Here is a 17,046-nt window from a genome sequence, read left to right on the forward strand (position 1 = left end):
CTTGTGGCTTGTGGCTTGTGGCTTGTGGCTTGTGGCTTGTGGCTTAGGGCTTATGGCTTGTGGCTTGTGGCTTATGGCGTGAGGCTTATGGCTTGAAGCTTGAAACAAGCAAAACCTTCCCTTGTTCGTCCGGATCGGGCAGCATGACGAGAAAGCCGCAGTGGGAGGTGTAGATGCGCAGTCTGACAATCATGATGCTGGCGCTGCTTTTGACAGCCTGTGCCAGCCAGCCCGATAAACCCTTCCACTTCAAGAACCTGGCCAAGTCCGATATCGATATGGTGGCGGACCGCCATCACCAGGCGATCAGCGGGCTGACCCGTCAACTGGCGATAAAACTGTACAAGCGCAACCCCCGCGAACTGGCCAAGGCCAACGGCGTTACCCTGGAACGACGCTTGAAACTACTATTCCCGATCAATCGCGCCAGCCGCAAGCATGCCGAACTGGCAAAACGCGACAGCGTCGCGGCGGTGCAGTTGGCGTTCGATCCCGAGTTCAACGGCGATCGGGTATTCGCGTTGATGGTCGGTGTCACCGGAATGCTGAATGCCGCCTACAACGGCCAACGGGAGTTCTTCCTGACCGACGAACTGGACCAGCAGAAGCTGTACCACAGCGCCCGCAACCTGGAGGTGATCGCCTGGCAGCTACGTAATAAGCGCGGCGAAGACGGTAAGCTGCTGATCCTCAGCAACGGCAGCACACCGGAAGGGATTGAGAACCTCAGCTACGAGCGGCTGTTCGGTAAAATGATCGCACTGCAGGATATGCTGGCCCAGGTGGTGGCCGACAAATCGAGCCGCGCCATCAACCGGGTGGTGCACAGCGCCGCCTCAATGACCCTGCTGCCGATCTGAGTGTTTCGGCAACCTCCTGATCCGGCTGTTGGAAGCAAAAAACAAGTCGCCCGCGGAGCGGGCTACGGACCACAGGAACCCTGTAGGGCGTCACCCGGGGCGCCACCGCCGCTGGCGGTTAAAACGCCTATCGGCGTTTGGCCGGCCAGGCCTACCCGGCCGGGTCCGGCCCTACATTGGCGTGGTGAAGAACCCGCGGGAGTTCCAGCCTAAAACCTACTGCCGGTTCTCCAGGGTCTGGATAAAACGGTCAGACTCTGCAATGGCCTGCTGCATATCGCGCACCAGCAGGTCGATATTCTGTTTGATACCGGCGAACTCGCCCTTCAACGCGCCAATCGCCCGGGCATTGAGGTTGTGCTTCAGGTACAGCACGTTGTCCTGCAACGACGCCAGCACCGGCGCCATACGCCGCTCGGCCCGCTGCATTGAGGCCAGCAGCTGGCGGTAACGTGCCTGGGTGCTGCGTAGCTGACGGGCGCTCTGACTCCGCAGCTTGGCGTTGCTGTACAGCTCCAGCTCCTGCTGCCACTCCTCGAACAGCGCCTCGGCCACATCCTCCACCTTGTCGATCCGCTCGCTCACCGCGTCGGCCGCCGCCTTGCTGTCGTCGTACTCCGCCTGCAGTCGATCGTACAGGTTCTCCAGTTCGCCACCGTCGAACTGTACCACCGAGCGGAACTGGCTGAGCGCGTCGCGGAACTGCTGCTGCGCCTCCTGCTGGGCATCGCGCGCCTCGCCGACCCGGTCGACCAGGATCTCCCGCTTATGCACACCGACCTGTTCCATTGCCGAGTAGTAGGCACTCTGGCAACCACTGAGCAGTACCGCCAGCGACAGCGCCGCCAACACCTTTTTCATTAACATCTGATCGTTTTCCCCAGGGCCTATTCGCACTCTGTTCGATAGCCGCGTTACCGCCGCGGTCATCGAATTTAGTGTGAACAGGTCCTATTTACAATCGGCCAGGGGTGCGTTGATACGGATATCGCACACCTTGTGGTTTTCGTTCAGGCAGAGGGTAATATCGGCCCGCTGCGGCATCTCCTCCAACATATGGCGGGTCAGCCGCTCATAATGCTGGATAAAGCGCTTGATCTGCTGTTCGTCCATGATCCGCAGGTGGTCGGTCGGCTGCTGGGTGTCGTAGATATACTTGACCCGCTCGGCCAGCTTCATCTCCTGCAACGAGCGCCACTCGAACACCGCATCCATGCTCGGCACCTTCAGCATCAGCAGCACGTCCAGCATGCTGAACAGCTCCTGATAAACGCCCTTGAGCTGCTCGTTGGCATGGCGGCGCCAGGCACCGTCGGCATCCTCCTGCGACTCCAGCTCGTTGATCGGCCCGGCCAATGCCTTATCCGGCTGCGGCACGGCGCCGACGCACCAGCCCTCCATCACGATGATGTCGGCCGGCCCGACCCACTCCTGCCAGACCGCCGACTGGCAACGGTCGTCGATCGACTTGTCGAATACCGGGATCTTGGTGACGCTGTTGTCGTCGCTGGTCCTCAGCGACTGCAGAATCGAGATCCCCAGATCGACGTCGTGGGTACCGGGTACCCCGCGGGTCTGCAGCAGCGGATGAACGCTATGCGCCAGGCGGGTGCGTTCCTCATAGGTCTTGTAGAGATCGTCGATCGAGAAACCGACCACCCGCAGGCCGAAGCCCTCGGTCAGGATCACCTCCAGCAGGTTGAACAGGGTCGACTTGCCGGCTCCCTGGGCACCGTTGATACCGACCACCAGCGGCCCCGGCTGTTGCTGCTTGCGGCAAGCCAGCCAGGCGCCCAGCGGCACATAGATATGCTCGAGCAGCTCTACCAGGCCGATATCGACCTTCAGCGACTCCAGCGTCGAAGCAAACGCCTGCTCCACCGAGCGCACCGCCTGGCGGCGGGTCTGGAAATCAAGACAAAGCTGGTCCTTGGGCCAGCTGATCAATAGGCTCATGAAGGTCCTTATATGTAAATAATCAGGGCTGCCGGTGACGGCGTAACCAGTCCTGTACCCACTGGATATGTTCCGGCTCCATCAGCGAAGGCGCATGCTCTATACCGCACAGCTGCAACACTTCCAGCTCGGGATTCTCCCGCTGCATCTGCGCCACCGTGTCGGCATCGAGCACGTCGGAACGATCGCCCCACAACAGCGCCTGCGGACAACGGACCGAGCGCCACACCGGCCACAGGTCGATATCCTGATCGGCAGCGGCGGCGGTCGCCGCCGAGATCGCCGGGTCGTAGTGCAACGCCAGCGAACCGTCCGGTTGTTCACGACTGCCATGGCGGGCCAGGTGGCGCCACTGGTGGTCCTCGAGATTGCGTAGCGCCAGGTAGTTGCGGCGCATGAACTGCTCCACCTCGGTTAACGATTCAAAGCGGAAGTCGCCGAGGTAACCGGTGATCCGCTTGAGCGAGCGACTGGGGATAAAGGCGCCGATATCATTCAACACCAACGCCCGCACCGGCGAATTGGCCATCGATGCCAATGCCATGCCAAGAATACCGCCCATCGAGGTGCCCACCCAGTCGACCTGCTCAACATTGAGCCGACCGACCAACACCATCAGATCCTGCAGGTACTGGCTGATCTCGTAGCCGCTGCCGTTGGGCAGCCAGTCGCTGTGGCCGCGGCCGACAATATCGGGACAGATCACCCGGTAGTCGCGCGACAACGCCCGCGCCAGGTCATCGAAATCCCGACTGTTACGCGCCAGTCCGTGCACGCACAGCAGCACCCGGCTGTTATCGGCGCTGCCCCATTCGTGGTACACCATCCGGTGCACCCCCTGCGGGTTCAGGCAAAGCACAGAATCGGTACGCATCGGCCACCTCCTGCTCCATCAGTCTGTCGATACCCTAGCAGCCTGTCGGACTTAACACTAATCTACTCGGCTCTGGCTTCCTGCTTCGCCCTAACTCCTGCATCCATGCAGTCGTGCGGAAAAGCGGGATTGGTCATCTTTTCCGATCGATTTCGTTAAATAGCGTGCTATTCGCCTCAATCGTTCGAAAAATCTGCCTCATTCAATCGCCGGGAGCGATTGAACGTGCAAACCCCGAAGGGGTGAAGCACATGGATGTGCTGAACAATCCCTCTTTCCCTCGCTACGATCGGTCAAGCCCGAAAGGCTGCTGGCATGAGCCGCCATTCGCTGCCCAATTTGAACCTGTTAACGACAATAAACTCAACAGGTTAAGAAATGTAAATTTGCCCGACCGGCCGGCTAAAAGCCGATATGATTAAATGACTCGAAAACGAATGGAATTCGCCCCCGATCCCGAGGACCCCGGCCCCGTATGAATACTCCAGTGGACCCCCAGATGACTTCAGAGCGTACCCGTACCGGCAGCAAGCTGCTGCGCTGGATAGTGCCGATCCTGTTGCTGCTGGCCGGTGTGGCGGTGTATTCGGCGCTCAAGGCCAGCAAACCAAGCGCCCCCGCCCGGCCGGCCCAGGAGAAGGTCTGGACCGTCCACGCCATCAACGCCGAACTGACTAGCCACCGACCGGAGCTTACCCTGTACGGCAAGGTGGAGTCGCCACGCCGCACGACGCTCAGCGCCGCGGTAACCGCCTTCGTCAGCAAGGTGCAGACGGACGAGGGCCGGGTAGTTTCCGCCGGCGATCCGCTGATCCAATTGGACCCGCGTGATGCGGAACTGCTGGTGCAGGAACGGGAAGCAGAGCAGAAAGCAATCGAAGCCCAGATCAAGGCCGAACAGGTGCGCCACCAGGCCAACCTGAAAGCACTGCAGATCGAACGCGAGCTGCTGGCGCTGTCCGAACGCACCGTACAGCGTTACCAGAACCTGGCTTCGCGCAAGGTCGGCAGCGAAGACCAGCTCGACAGCGCCCGGCGCACCTACCAGCAGCAGGCCCTCTCTCTAAACACCCTGCAGCAGGAGCTACAGGATCACCCCAACCGACTGGCCCAATTGGAAGCCAACCGGCAGCGCGCCGAAGCCCAGCTGGCCAGCGCCCGGCTGGATCTCGAACGCACCCTGGTCAGTGCCCCCTTCACCGCCCGCATCGCCAAGCTTTCGGTGGCGCCGGGCGACCGGGTGACCAGCGGCAGCACACTGCTGATCCTGTATGCATTGGACAATATCGAGGTACGCGCCCAGATCCCGTCGCGCCACCTGGCGATCGTCCGCCAGGCGCTGGCCGAGCAGGGTTCGATGAGCGCCGAGGCGCGGCTGGACGGTCAATCGATCCAGCTGCAGCTGGACCGTCTGGCCGGCGAAGTCGATGGCGGTCGGGCCGGCATCGATGCGCTGTTCCGGGTTGGCGGCCAACAACCGCTGGAGCCGGGCCGGGCCCTGCAACTGAGCCTGACCCTGCCGGCCCAGCCGGGCAGCGCCGCACTGCCGCCGCAGGCGCTCTACGGCCTGGACCGGATCTACCGGATCAGCGACGGCCGGCTGGAAGCGCTGCAGGTTGAGCGGCTCGGGGATATCAGTGGCAGCGACGGCCGGCCCTACGTGCTGGTCCGCGCTGACAACCTGCGCGATGGCGACCGGATCATCACCACCCAGTTGCCCAACGCCATCTCCGGCCTGAAAGTGAACGAGGCCGGCGCCCGATGAATAGCCTGATCGCCCTGTTCACCGGCCACCGGGTGGCCGCCAACCTGCTGATGATGCTGATGATCCTGGCCGGCATCTGGGGGGTGAAGACGCTCAATACCCAGTTCTTTCCAACCTTCGAACTGGACGTGATCACCATCCAGGTGACCTGGTCCGGCGCCGCCGCCGAGGATGTCGAGCGCTCGGTGATCCTGCCGATCGAGGAGGAGCTGAAATCACTCAGCGATATCGACACCCTCTATGCCACCGCCAACCAGGGCATGGCCTCGCTGCGGCTGGAGTTGAAGGAGGATGCCGATCTCGACTACCTGCTGGACGAGGTCAAGCAGAAGATCGACAGCATCCGCAGTGACCTGCCCAGCGATGCCGAGGAGCCACTGGTACAGAAGGTGATCCGCTACGAGAGCATCGCCAGTCTGCTGCTGACCGCCCGCAACGGCAGTCTGGAGGAGCTGCGCCCGCTGGCCTACCAGTATGAACGGGAGCTGCTCGACCTGGGGATCAGCAAGATCGACTACGAAGGACTGCCCGACCAGGAGATCTCGATCCAGATCCCCGCCGCCCAGCTGCATGAGCTGGGCATGACGATGGGCCAGATCGCCGACACCGTGCGGCTGCGCAGCCTCGATCTGCCGGCCGGCACCGCCGCCAAGGGCGACGGCTCGCGGCAGATCCGCAGCCTTAGCCAGCAGCGCGACGTGGAGGGCTTCCGCCAACTGCCGCTGATCACCGAACAACAGGGCCGGCTGGTGCGCCTCGGTGACGTGGCCGATATCCGGTGGCAGGCCAAAGAGGGTCAGACCTACCTGACCTACCGCGGCCAGCCGGCGCTGATCATGGCGCTCAAGCGCACCGAAAATGACGACACCCTGACGGCCGCCGGTATTCTCAACGACTGGCTGTTCAAGACCCGTCAGACCCTGCCGCCGGGCATCGAGCTGGTGCCCTATGACGAACGCTGGCAGCCGATCCGCGACCGTATCAACCTGTTGCTGAAAAACGGTCTCAGCGGCCTGGTGCTGGTGATCTGTATCCTGTTCCTGTTCCTCAACGCCCGGGTGGCGTTCTGGGTCACCGTCGGCATCCCGGTCTCCTTCCTGGCCACCCTGGCGGTGCTGTACGGCATCGGCGGTTCGATCAACATGATCAGCCTGTTCGGCCTGATTATGGCGCTGGGGATCATCGTCGACGACGCCATCGTAGTCGGCGAGGACACCCTGACCCACCTGCAGATGGGCGAACCCGGCCTGGAAGCGGCGGTCGGCGGCGCATTGCGGATGCTACCACCAGTCACCGCGTCGTCGCTGACCACTATCGCCGCCTTCCTGCCGCTGCTGCTGGTCGGCGGTGTCATCGGCAATATCCTGATCGATATCCCGACGGTGGTGATCTGCGTAATCGTCGCCTCGTTGGTGGAGTGCTTCCTGATCCTGCCGGGCCACCTGCACCACAGCCTGCACCGCGCCGCCGACCTGCATCCGAGCAAGACCCGGCTGCGGCTGGACGCCGCCTTCAACCGGTTCCGCGACGGGCCGTTCCGCCGGCTGGTAAGCAACGCGATCAGTTTCCGCTGGATCACCCTGGCGGCGGCCCTGATGATGCTGATCGTCGTTATCGGCCTGCTGGCCGGCGGGCGGGTCAAGTTCACCTTCTTCCCGGTGGTCGAGCGCGAATCGCTGACCGCCAACGTACAGTTCGTCGCCGGCTCACCGCCGGAGCAGGTCAGCCACTTCCTGGCCCACCTGGAAGAAACCCTGCAGCAGGCCGACAGCCAATTGCAGGAAAAGCTGGTCAAGGTCAGTTACCGCCAGCACGGCAGTGCCAATTTCTCGCGTAGCAGCGCCACCAGCGGCAATGGCGACGAGTTCGGCAGCCTGATCGTCGAACTGACCCCGCTGGACGACCGCGAGACCCGCAATGCCGAACTGATCCGCCGCTGGCGACCGCTGATTCAGCTGCCGGCCGGCATCGAGAAATTCACCATCGATATCGACCAGGCCGGTCCGCCGGGCAAGCCGATCGAGGTCAAATTGACCGGCGCCGATATCGTCACCCTGAAAGCGGCGTCGATGGAAGTGCAGACGCTGCTGAAAGGCTATCAGGGGCTCAGCAACGTCGACGACGACCTGCCATTCGGCAAATCGCAGCTGATCTACCAACTGACCCCGGCCGGCAAAGCCAGCGGGCTGACCCTGTCCAGCGTCGGCCGCCAGCTGCGGGCCGCCTTCGACGGTCTGGAGATCCAGTCGTTCTATCAAAGCCAGGACGAGGTGGAAGTGCGCCTGCAGCTCCCGAAAGCCGAGCGTGACCGGCTCAGCGCGCTGGAGCAGCTGCCGATCATCCTGCCGGACGGCAGCAGCACGCCTTTGGCCAACGTGGTTCAATTCGATGCCCAGCGCGGACTGGACACCCTGGCGCGGATCAACGGCCAGCTGGCGATCAACGTCTCCGCCGACCTGGACGACCTGCAGACCAATGCCAACGAGGTGATCGAATCGCTGCGCGCCGGCCAGCTCGATGCGATCGGCGCCCGCTACGGTGTGAATTTCAGTTTTGAGGGCAAGAACAAGAACCAACGCGAAACCCTGGCCGATATGCGCAACGGCCTGCTGCTCGCATTGGCGCTGATCTACATCATTCTGGCCTGGGTATTCAGCTCCTACAGCTGGCCGCTGGCAGTGATGTTGGCAATTCCGATGGGGCTGACCGGAGCGGTGCTGGGCCATTTCCTGCTGGGCCAGAACCTGACCATCCTGTCGCTGTTCGGATTGTTCGGCCTGTCGGGGATCGTGATCAACGACTCGATCGTGTTGATCACCTTCTACCGCAAGTTGCGCCAACAGGGCCAGACAGTGGAAGAGGCGATCGTCAACGCCGCCTGCCAGCGGCTGCGGGCGGTATTGCTGACCTCGCTGACCACCATCGCCGGGCTGACGCCGATCCTGTTCGAGACCTCGATGCAGGCGCAGTTCCTGATCCCGATGGCGATCTCGATCGTATTCGGGTTGGCCTACGGTACGGTGCTGATCCTGCTGGTGGTACCGGCTCTGCTGACCCTGGTGGAGGGACTTCGCGCCCGACTGGGGCTGAAATCCAGCTCGGCCACGCTGCTGACCGAGCCGGCCGGCCCAGCCGGAGAGATCAAAACATCTTGAAATGAATCGTGACGCCTGAGTTGCGCGTGTTCAGTTGATACGCCCTGGCTAATTTGGGTTGATTACGGAAAATGTTACCGGTAAAGTGCAATTGTTACCGGTAACAAGTCGTGTTTTTGCAAAGCGGACCACCTGTGCCGGATCCACTCTCAAAATAACAACAGGAAGAGAAAGATGCGCATTTTCAGCAAACTCTTGACCGCCGTCTTTTCAGGTGCCCTCTCCATTTCCGCGTTCGCCGCCGACTTCACCTTCAAGGTGCAGTCATCGGACCCGTCAGGAGACAAGAACTTCCAGATTCAACAGCAGTGGGCCGAGCGTGTCGGCAAGATGTCCGGCGGCCGGCTGGAGATCAAACTGATGCCGGTTGGCAGTGTGGTGAAGCACACCGAGACCCTGGATGCTATCAAGATGGGTATCCTGGACGGTCATGTCACCGCTACCGGCTACTTCTCCGGCAAGGACCCCGGGTTCGGCCTGATCGGCAATACGGTCGGAGCCTGGTCCTCCACCTCCCAACTGCTGCAATACATCAACTACGGCGGCGGCTATGAGCTGATGAGCGAGTTGTACGCCCCCTACGGCGTCAAGTTCATCGGCGGTTCGACCACCGGCGTCGAGTCCTTCGTATCCAAGGTGCCCCTTGACGGTGTCGACGACCTCAAGGGGCTGAAACTGCGTGCGCCAGAGGGGCTGGTACAGAAGGTGTTTGCCGCCGCCGGCGCCGCGCCCGTCAACCTGCCAGGTTCAGAAGTGTTTACCTCGTTGAGCAAGGGCGTTATCGATGCCGCCGACTACACCGTGTTCTCCACCAACCAGAAAGCGGGTATGAACGACATCGCGCAGCACCCGGTACAGCCCGGCTTCCACTCGCTACCGCTGATCGATATCTCGGTCAGCCAGAAAAAGTGGGACAAGCTGCCTGAGGATCTGCAGGAGATCCTGACCGTGTCGGTGCGTGACTTTGCTCAGGATATCACCACGCAGCTGCGTATCGCCGACCAACAAGCGGTGAAGGAAGCGCGTAATAACGCAGATATCACCATTCACGATTGGAGCGCCGAGGAGCGCAAGAAATTCCGTGCGATCGCCCGTTCCCAGTGGGAGGAGTTCGCCAAGGAGTCCGATAACGCGATGAAGGTGTATCAGTCGGTCACCGCCTACCTTGAAGAGAACGGCCTGCTCTAAGGTCCGCTCGCATCTCTCGCCGATAGACCCGGTGGAGCGTTCTGCTCCACCACACTCCCTGGATTAGTGTCATGAAAGCTCAAGACCGCATTCACGAAGCGGAGACTCATGAGGTGGAGGCGCATGGTCGGACCCACCTTGATCGCGCGATCATTCGGATCGGCAATCTACTGAGCCTGCTGTTCATCTTTACCGTGGCGATCTCGTTTTTCGAGATTCTGATGCGCTACCTGTTCAACGCCCCCACGATCTGGGTGCACGAGTCGGCGGCGTTTATCGGTGGATCGCTGTTCGTCATTGGTGGTGCCTATGCACTGGCCAACAATAAGCATGTACGGGTGGTGCTGATCTACGATCAGGTGTCCCCCCGTGTGCGCTGCTATCTGGATTTATTCCATGGGTTGGCCGGCTTACTGTTTACCGGCATGCTGGCCTACGGCGCCTGGATGATGACCAGCAACGCCTGGTTGTCGCCGCTGGGCGACCTGCGCCTGGAAACCTCGGGTTCTGCCTGGAACCCGCCATTCCCCGCGCTGTTGAAGGCGCTGATCCTGCTGGTTTTCTGTGTAATGTTTGTTCAGTTTCTGTTCCATCTGGCAGCGGATTTCCGTCTGCTCAGGCGGTTGAAGCGCGGAGGTAGCGCTCATGTTTGATCTCTCCGCGATCGGTATCGCCTATGGCAGCCTACTGATGCTGGGGCTGTTGATCCTGCTGCTATTGACCGGCATGCAGTTGGCGTTTGCCACCGGCTTGGTGGCACTGGCCTTTACCATTGGCTGGTTCGGCGTCGATGCGCTGCCTTTGATCACCAGCCGTATGTACAGTTTCGTCAACGGTTACGTGTTCCTTGCGGTGCCGATGTTCGTATTAATGGCCGCCCTGCTGGACCGCTCCGGTATCGCCGTAGACCTGTTCGACGCAATGAAGAAGCTGGCCCGCAAGCTGCGTGGCGGGGTGGCGGTACAAACCCTGGTCGTGGCTGTGATTCTGGCCTCCATGTCCGGCGTCATTGGCGGTGAAACCGTATTGCTGGGCATCCTCGCACTGCCGCAGATGCTACGCCTGGGCTACAACCGCAAGCTGGCGATCGGCACTACCTGTGCCGGGGGTGCGTTGGGCACCATGATGCCGCCCAGTATCGTGCTGATCATCTACGGAATGACCGCCAGCGTGTCGATCGGCGACCTGTTCAAGGCGGCGTTCCTGCCGGCGGCGATCCTGGCTTCGTTCTACGTCGCCTATGTTCTGATCCGCTGCTATATGAACCCTTCGCTGGCGCCGCTGCCCACCGCCGAAGAGCTGGCAGCGGACGACGAACGTGACATCAACTACCTGAAGGCGCTGTTCTTCCCGGGCCTGACCGTAGCGATCGTGCTTGGCAGCATCTACACCGGCGTTGCGTCGGTGACCGAAGCCTCGGCGTTGGGCGTAGTCGGCATTCTGCTGAGCGCACTGATCCGCGGCGAGATTAACCTCGAGATGATCCGTGACAGTGCCAAGGCAACGATGCAGACCTGCGGCATGATCATCTGGATCGGCATCGGCGCCAGCGCCTTGGTCGGCGTCTACAACCTGATGGGCGGTATCGACTTCGTCGAATCGCTGATCCTGTCGCTTAGCGACGGCCATGCCATGACCACGGTGCTGATCATGATGCTGATCCTGCTGGTGCTCGGGATGTTTCTGGACTGGGTCGGTGTAGCTCTGCTGACCATGCCGATCTTCGTGCCGATCATCACCAACCTCGGGCTGGATCCGATCTGGTTCGGCGTAGTGTTCTGTCTGAACATGCAGGTCTCCTTCCTGTCTCCGCCGTTCGGCCCCGCTGCTTTCTATCTGAAATCGGTGGCGCCTAAAGAGATCAGCCTCGGTGAGATCTTCTCCGCGCTGGTGCCCTTCATTGCGCTGCAGATCCTGGCGCTGACACTGGTGGTGCTGTTCCCGCAGCTGGCGTTGTGGTGGCAGTAGGGAGGCTTACGATGCAGAAGAAGTTCATTGTGATGGGGGTTTCCGGTTGCGGAAAATCACTGATCGGCTCGATGTTGGCGGAGCGTCTCGGACTTGCATTTTTCGATGGCGACGACTTCCACCCGCGGGAGAACGTAGAGAAGATGCGTCAGGGAACACCGCTTAACGATCAGGACCGTTACGGCTGGTTACAGACGCTGAATGCATTGCTCAACCGGGAGGAGACTGCGGTCCTGGCCTGCTCCAGCCTGAAGCCTCAATATCGCAAGCAACTGCGCCACGGCAACGATGCGCAGCTGATCTACCTGAAAGGGGATATCGAGACGATATGGAGCCGGCACAGCTGTCGCGAGGGCCACTACTTCAACGGTCGCGAGATGCTCGAAAGCCAGTTTCGTGAACTGATTGAACCAGGGGCCGACGAGGCGATTCAGGTCGGTATCGACCAGCCCGCCGACCAGATCATTGCCGAGATTCTCGCCGCTTTGGCGGGCAGCGCTGGGGAGGTTCGTTAGCGGCGGCCGTTTCCGCTGTCAGGCAGGGAGTTATTCTCCTTGCCTGATCCGCTTGAAACGGTAACATGTTACGCGTAACAGGATGCCGGACACCAGAATGACCGCAAAAAGAAGAAGACCTACCCTCCAGGATGTCGCGGATCGCGTCGGCATCACCAAAATGACCGTAAGCCGGTACCTGAAGAGCCCCGAACAGGTGTCGGCGGCCCTGCAGGAGAAGATCCAGAAGGCGCTCGATGAGCTGGGCTACATCCCCAACAAGGTGCCCGATATCCTCTCCAGCTCAAAGAGTCATGCCATCGGACTGCTGGTGCCGTCACTGACTAACCAGGTGTTTGCCGAGGTGATCCGTGGATTTGAATCGGTGGCAGAACCGGCGGGTTACCAAACCATGCTGGCCCACTATGGCTACAGCCAGAGCGCCGAAGAGGCGCGTATTGCCACCCTGCTAGCATACAACGTGGATGGTTTAATCCTCTCCGAGAGTATTCATACCGATCGCGTACGCCGGATGATAAGGACCGCCGGTGTACCAGTGATCGAAGTGATGGACTCGGTCTCACCGGCTATCGAACAGGCGATAGGGTTCAATAACACCGCCGCCGCTCACGCCATGACCGAGTTGATGATCGCGCGCGGGCACCGCAATACCGTCTATTTCGCCGCCCGCATGGATGCGCGTACCCGACTCAAGATTCGGGGGTATGAGCAGGCGATGCGCGAACACGGCCTGGAGCCGTTCAGCCTGCAAACCGAGGAGGCCTCCTCGTTTACCCGCGGGGCCTTGCTACTGCGTCAGGCGCTGGACAAGCGCCCGGACCTGGACGGTATATTCTGCACCAATGACGACCTTGCCATCGGCGCCTTTTATGAGTGTCAGCGCCAGGGTATCCCGGTGCCACAGCAGATCGGCATCGCCGGTTTCCATGGCCACGATATCGCCGGCGCAATGGTGCCGCGTTTGGCGACGGTGGTCACGCCGCGCGAGGAGATGGGGAGACTGGCGGCTGAAAACCTGCTGGCACGGTTGCGGGGCGAACCAGTCAGGCAACCGGTTATCGAGCTGCCATTCCGCCTGGAAGCTGGGGAGAGCCTGCGACCGGAGATCTGATCGCAAGCTCAAGGGGGAGCGAAAGTGGGGTCAGCCATGGCCGATCTTATATAGCTGGGTTATTTGGTGACCAGCAACCGCTGGTCGACATATTCAGTCAGTCGATTGCGGGTGTAATCATCCAGCCAGCAGAACTGCAGCCCGAACTCGAAAGCACTCTGCGACAACCTACGCTTGTAGACCACCCGGCAATCGAACAGCAGCGGCTGCCCCTCCAGCGAAAAGCTCACCGTCAATGACTGTCCACTGCCCATCTCGGGCGAGTAGAGTTCCGCCAGCCGCTGATCGCCGCTGACCAGCAGACCGCCAACACTGAGGTTGACCAGTTGGGCGACCACGGTCGCCCCCCAACTATTACAAACCTCCACCGGCAGCGAAACATCTACCCGGGGGTGTAGTCGTCGTTCAGCACTCATCAGCGTCCTGCCTCCCCGGCATACAAATGGGAATCAATCGCAAAAAACCGATTGACAGCACCGGCCAAGATATTGATAATCATTATCACTCTCATTGGCAATATATCTGCAGACAGGAGGCGGCTGATACCGAAATTTGTTCACGCACGATCTCACCTCACCTCATTTATTCGGCAACCCCTCGGGTTGCCGTTTTTTTATTATTCCGCCGCTATTACAACACATCCGAACAAACGTTCAATTCAGAAAGTGTTCAGTATAGCCCTGCTAAGTGGCTGTTAATTGCGCCAACGCAGCCCGATCTATCCATCGCTGACGCTGACCGAAGAGAGCCGCCGGCACGAACCCGCCCCGCCAAATGTCGTAGCCAGACCAAGTTTCGTCCTACCGGCAATGGGTACAGGGCTTAATCGATTGCGCCGTCTTCGATATACTTCCAGCCCTATTGCGTGGAGAAACCCCGCCAAATTGTGGGTAAATACGGGAATTGTGCATGAACCACGAACTGCAGAAGCTGCAACCCTATCCGTTCGAGAAACTCAGCCAGCTGAAGGCGGCGGTGACGCCTCCCGCCGAGCTTGAACATATCGCGCTGTCGATCGGTGAACCCAAGCATCCGGCGCCGCCGTTCGTGGCCCAGGCGCTGGCCGACAACCTGGACAAGCTGGCCAATTACCCGACCACCAAGGGTCTGCCGGAGCTGCGCCAGGCGATTGCCAGCTGGTGCGAGCGCCGTTTCCAGCTGACCGACGGCAGCCTGGACCCGGAGCACAATGTCCTGCCGGTCAACGGCACCCGTGAGGCGATCTTCGCCTTCACCCAGGCGGCGGTAAACCGCAGCGACGATGCCCTGGTGGTATCGCCGAACCCGTTCTACCAGATCTACGAAGGCGCCGCCTACCTGGCCGGCGCCCAGCCCCACTACCTGAACTGCACGGCCGACAACAACTTCATCCCGGATTACGACGCGGTACCGGCCGAGATCTGGCAGCGCTGCCAGATTCTGTTCCTCTGCTCACCGAGCAACCCGACCGGCGCGGTGACCGACCTGGCGACGCTGAAGAAACTGATCGCCCTGTCCGACCGGTACGACTTCATCATCGCCTCCGACGAGTGTTATTCCGAGATCTACCTGGACGAGAGCCAACCGCCGGTCGGCCTGCTGCAGGCCTGCGCCGAACTGGGCCGTGACGACTACAAGAACTGCGTGGTGATGCACAGCCTGTCCAAGCGCTCCAACCTGCCGGGGCTGCGCTCCGGGTTTATCGCCGGCGATGCGGCGCTGCTCGGCCCATTCCTGCAGTACCGCACCTACCACGGCTGCTCGATGCCGATCCAGACCCAGTTGGCCTCGATCGCCGCCTGGCACGACGAAGATCACGTGCTGGAGAACCGCAGTCAGTACCGCCGCAAGTTCGACGCGGTACTGAATATCCTGTCGCCGGTGCTGGACGTGAACAAACCGGATGCCAGCTTCTACCTGTGGGCGCCGACGCCGATCGCCGACGACCAGTTCGCCCAGGGGCTGTTCGCCAGCCAGAATGTCACCGTACTACCGGGCCGCTACCTGTCCCGTGAGGCCGACGGCCAGCTGCCGGGCGCCAACTATGTACGGATGGCGCTGGTGGCCACACTGGAGGAATGTACCGAGGCGGCCGAGCGCATTCGTCGCTACGTGGAGGGGCTGCAATGATCACGATGTACGGCATCAAGAACTGCGACACCATCAAGAAAGCACGCAAGTGGCTGGAAGCCCGGGGTATCGACTACCGGTTCCACGACTACCGGGCCGACGGCCTGGACGAAGCCCAACTGCGCGGCTGGTGCGACGAACTGGGCTGGGAGCAGCTGCTGAACAAGCGCGGCACCACCTGGCGCCAGTTGCCGGACGCGGTCAAGGCATCGATCGACGGCGACTCGGCGATCCAGGTGATGCTGGACAACCCGGCGGCGATCAAGCGCCCGCTGCTGGACAGCGGCGCGCAGCGTACACTGGGTTTTAAAGAGGCCGAGTACCAGACCCTGTTTGCCGAGTGATTTTCTAAGTAAGTTTGCTGAATAAAAAGGCGGTAGCAAACCGCCCGCAACCAATAACCTGCCGCCGGCCTATTGCGCCGGCGGCCGACAGAACAAGTTTATGGAGTGAGTAATGGCGAATTTTGCATTTGGCCTGGGTGTAGGCACCAAGTCTTCGGACGGCGACTGGCTGGAGGTTTACTACAACGCACCGCTGCTGAACGCTTCCGAAGCGCTGGTCAAGGCGGCAGGCGATGCGGTCGGCTATGACGGCGGCAACGCGGCGATCGAACTGAACGCCGACGCCCTGGCCGACCTGGAAGCGGCCTTCCTGGCGGTCGACGCCCAGGACCAGGCGGAGATCAGCGAAGTGTTGAAAGGCACCCAGCAGCCGCTGGTACTGTGCATCCTGGAATCCGACAGCGCGCCGTCCAGCACCGCCGAGGTCTACCTGAAGCTGGCGCTGCTGTCGCACCGCCTGGTCAAGCCGCACGGTATCGATCTGAGCGGTATGTTCGGCCTGCTGCCGAACGTCGCCTGGACCAACGAAGGCGCCATCGCGCTGGAAGACCTGCCGAAGCGCCAGCTGGCCGCCCGCGCCCAGGGCCGGGTGCTGGATGTCCAGTCTGTCGACAAATTCCCGAAAATGACCAACTACGTGGTGCCGGCCGGTATCCGCGTCGGCGACGCCGCCCGCATCCGCCTGGGTGCCCATGTCGGCGAAGGCACCACCGTGATGCATGAAGGCTTCATCAACTTCAACGCCGGTACTATGGGCGTGTCGATGGTCGAAGGTCGTATCTCCGCCGGCGTGGTGGTCGGCAACGGCTCCGACCTGGGCGGCGGCTGCTCCACCATGGGCACCCTGTCCGGTGGTAACGACGTGGTGATCTCGGTCGGCGAGAACTGCCTGCTGGGCGCCAACGCCGGCCTGGGCATCCCGTTGGGCGACCGTTGCACTCTGGAAGCCGGCCTGTACCTGACCGGCGGCTCCAAGGTCACCCTGCTGGACGACCAGAACAACGAGGTCAGCGTGGTCAAGGCGGCCGAACTGGCCGGCAAACCGGACCTGCTGTTCCGCCGCAACTCGCAGAACGGCCGCATCGAAGTGAAAACCAACAAGTCCGCGATCGAACTGAACGAAGAGCTGCACAAGCACAACTAAGCCACGCTTAGCTGTCTCTTATGCCGGGTACAATCGTACCCGGCTTCTGTTTATAGG

At 61.2% G+C, this 17,046-nt stretch carries 15 protein-coding genes; 11 read left to right on the forward strand and 4 right to left on the reverse strand.

Translation table 11 applies throughout. The features are described from left to right. The first annotated feature begins 173 nt into the window (after window positions 1–173). Window positions 174–860: a hypothetical protein gene (locus K6T12_RS15570; RefSeq protein WP_255611792.1), complete on the forward strand. Its 687-nt coding sequence runs from the start codon at window positions 174–176 to the stop codon at window positions 858–860. A gap of 216 nt (window positions 861–1,076) precedes the next feature. Here K6T12_RS15570 and K6T12_RS15575 read toward each other — a convergent pair whose 3' ends face one another. The 3 genes from K6T12_RS15575 to K6T12_RS15585 all read right to left on the reverse strand — a co-directional run bounded on the left by K6T12_RS15575 (window position 1,077) and on the right by K6T12_RS15585 (window position 3,690). Continuing rightward, on the reverse strand, window positions 1,077–1,727 hold the full coding sequence (locus tag K6T12_RS15575; protein WP_255611793.1) for a DUF2959 domain-containing protein: 651 nt from the start codon (window positions 1,725–1,727) through the stop codon (window positions 1,077–1,079). An 84-nt stretch (window positions 1,728–1,811) separates the two neighbouring features. After that, a complete protein-coding gene (locus K6T12_RS15580; protein ID WP_222223791.1) occupies window positions 1,812–2,816 on the reverse strand; it encodes a hypothetical protein in 1,005 nt (334 codons plus the stop codon). A 22-nt stretch (window positions 2,817–2,838) separates the two neighbouring features. After that, on the reverse strand, window positions 2,839–3,690 hold the full coding sequence (locus K6T12_RS15585) for an alpha/beta fold hydrolase (RefSeq protein ID WP_222223792.1): 852 nt from the start codon (window positions 3,688–3,690) through the stop codon (window positions 2,839–2,841). A 499-nt stretch (window positions 3,691–4,189) separates the two neighbouring features. Here K6T12_RS15585 and K6T12_RS15590 point away from each other — a divergent pair, with 499 nt between their 5' ends. From K6T12_RS15590 to gntR, 7 genes are all read left to right on the forward strand, one after another. After that, window positions 4,190–5,455 (forward strand): efflux RND transporter periplasmic adaptor subunit, encoded by a 1,266-nt coding sequence (locus K6T12_RS15590; protein WP_222223793.1) that lies wholly within the window; start codon window positions 4,190–4,192, stop codon window positions 5,453–5,455. Continuing rightward, window positions 5,452–8,610, forward strand: a complete 3,159-nt coding sequence (locus K6T12_RS15595; protein WP_222223794.1) for an efflux RND transporter permease subunit — start codon at window positions 5,452–5,454, stop codon at window positions 8,608–8,610. The genes K6T12_RS15590 and K6T12_RS15595 overlap by 4 nt, the downstream gene beginning before the upstream one ends. Before the next feature lie 174 nt (window positions 8,611–8,784). Beyond that, window positions 8,785–9,798, forward strand: a complete 1,014-nt coding sequence (locus tag K6T12_RS15600; protein WP_222223795.1) for a TRAP transporter substrate-binding protein — start codon at window positions 8,785–8,787, stop codon at window positions 9,796–9,798. A gap of 71 nt (window positions 9,799–9,869) precedes the next feature. Then, complete coding sequence (locus tag K6T12_RS15605) at window positions 9,870–10,451, forward strand: TRAP transporter small permease subunit (protein WP_222223796.1); 582 nt, start codon at window positions 9,870–9,872, stop codon at window positions 10,449–10,451. Next, complete coding sequence (locus K6T12_RS15610; protein ID WP_222223797.1) at window positions 10,444–11,766, forward strand: TRAP transporter large permease; 1,323 nt, start codon at window positions 10,444–10,446, stop codon at window positions 11,764–11,766. The genes K6T12_RS15605 and K6T12_RS15610 overlap by 8 nt, the downstream gene beginning before the upstream one ends. 11 nt (window positions 11,767–11,777) lie before the next feature. Then, window positions 11,778–12,281, forward strand: coding sequence for a gluconokinase (locus K6T12_RS15615; protein ID WP_222223798.1), 504 nt, complete (start codon window positions 11,778–11,780; stop codon window positions 12,279–12,281). Between the two features lie 97 nt (window positions 12,282–12,378). Next, window positions 12,379–13,392 (forward strand): gluconate operon transcriptional repressor GntR, encoded by a 1,014-nt coding sequence (gntR, locus tag K6T12_RS15620; protein WP_222223799.1) that lies wholly within the window; start codon window positions 12,379–12,381, stop codon window positions 13,390–13,392. Window positions 13,393–13,451: 59 nt separating this feature from the next. Here gntR and K6T12_RS15625 read toward each other — a convergent pair whose 3' ends face one another. Next, the gene (locus K6T12_RS15625) at window positions 13,452–13,808 is read right to left on the reverse strand and encodes a PilZ domain-containing protein (RefSeq protein WP_222223800.1); all 357 of its coding nucleotides are present in this window, start codon (window positions 13,806–13,808) and stop codon (window positions 13,452–13,454) included. 493 nt (window positions 13,809–14,301) lie between these two features. Between K6T12_RS15625 and dapC the strand changes: the two genes are divergently transcribed. The 3 genes from dapC to dapD all read left to right on the forward strand — a co-directional run bounded on the left by dapC (window position 14,302) and on the right by dapD (window position 16,989). Next, a complete protein-coding gene (gene dapC, locus K6T12_RS15630; RefSeq protein ID WP_222223801.1) occupies window positions 14,302–15,501 on the forward strand; it encodes a succinyldiaminopimelate transaminase in 1,200 nt (399 codons plus the stop codon). Continuing rightward, window positions 15,498–15,845, forward strand: a complete 348-nt coding sequence (locus tag K6T12_RS15635; RefSeq protein WP_222223802.1) for an ArsC family reductase — start codon at window positions 15,498–15,500, stop codon at window positions 15,843–15,845. The genes dapC and K6T12_RS15635 overlap by 4 nt, the downstream gene beginning before the upstream one ends. 112 nt (window positions 15,846–15,957) lie before the next feature. Beyond that, window positions 15,958–16,989: a 2,3,4,5-tetrahydropyridine-2,6-dicarboxylate N-succinyltransferase gene (dapD, locus tag K6T12_RS15640; protein WP_222223803.1), complete on the forward strand. Its 1,032-nt coding sequence runs from the start codon at window positions 15,958–15,960 to the stop codon at window positions 16,987–16,989. Window positions 16,990–17,046 lie beyond the last annotated feature (57 nt).

The organism is Marinobacterium arenosum (assembly GCF_019795155.1).
In the GTDB taxonomy this organism is placed as follows: Bacteria; Pseudomonadota; Gammaproteobacteria; order Pseudomonadales; family Balneatricaceae; genus Marinobacterium_C; species Marinobacterium_C arenosum.

What these genes read in the sequence shown, in the direction of transcription:
- K6T12_RS15580 (WP_222223791.1), bottom strand. Translation starts at nt 2,816, where the DNA reads ATGAGCCTATTGATCAGCTGGCCCAAGGACCAGCTTTGTCTTGATTTC.
- K6T12_RS15575 (WP_255611793.1), bottom strand. Translation starts at nt 1,727, where the DNA reads ATGTTAATGAAAAAGGTGTTGGCGGCGCTGTCGCTGGCGGTACTGCTC.
- K6T12_RS15600 (WP_222223795.1), top strand. Translation starts at nt 8,785, where the DNA reads ATGCGCATTTTCAGCAAACTCTTGACCGCCGTCTTTTCAGGTGCCCTC.
- dapD (WP_222223803.1), top strand. Translation starts at nt 15,958, where the DNA reads ATGGCGAATTTTGCATTTGGCCTGGGTGTAGGCACCAAGTCTTCGGAC.
- K6T12_RS15635 (WP_222223802.1), top strand. Translation starts at nt 15,498, where the DNA reads ATGATCACGATGTACGGCATCAAGAACTGCGACACCATCAAGAAAGCA.
- K6T12_RS15605 (WP_222223796.1), top strand. Translation starts at nt 9,870, where the DNA reads ATGAAAGCTCAAGACCGCATTCACGAAGCGGAGACTCATGAGGTGGAG.
- K6T12_RS15595 (WP_222223794.1), top strand. Translation starts at nt 5,452, where the DNA reads ATGAATAGCCTGATCGCCCTGTTCACCGGCCACCGGGTGGCCGCCAAC.
- K6T12_RS15610 (WP_222223797.1), top strand. Translation starts at nt 10,444, where the DNA reads ATGTTTGATCTCTCCGCGATCGGTATCGCCTATGGCAGCCTACTGATG.
- K6T12_RS15585 (WP_222223792.1), bottom strand. Translation starts at nt 3,690, where the DNA reads ATGCGTACCGATTCTGTGCTTTGCCTGAACCCGCAGGGGGTGCACCGG.
- K6T12_RS15615 (WP_222223798.1), top strand. Translation starts at nt 11,778, where the DNA reads ATGCAGAAGAAGTTCATTGTGATGGGGGTTTCCGGTTGCGGAAAATCA.
- K6T12_RS15590 (WP_222223793.1), top strand. Translation starts at nt 4,190, where the DNA reads ATGACTTCAGAGCGTACCCGTACCGGCAGCAAGCTGCTGCGCTGGATA.
- K6T12_RS15625 (WP_222223800.1), bottom strand. Translation starts at nt 13,808, where the DNA reads ATGAGTGCTGAACGACGACTACACCCCCGGGTAGATGTTTCGCTGCCG.
- K6T12_RS15570 (WP_255611792.1), top strand. Translation starts at nt 174, where the DNA reads ATGCGCAGTCTGACAATCATGATGCTGGCGCTGCTTTTGACAGCCTGT.
- gntR (WP_222223799.1), top strand. Translation starts at nt 12,379, where the DNA reads ATGACCGCAAAAAGAAGAAGACCTACCCTCCAGGATGTCGCGGATCGC.
- dapC (WP_222223801.1), top strand. Translation starts at nt 14,302, where the DNA reads ATGAACCACGAACTGCAGAAGCTGCAACCCTATCCGTTCGAGAAACTC.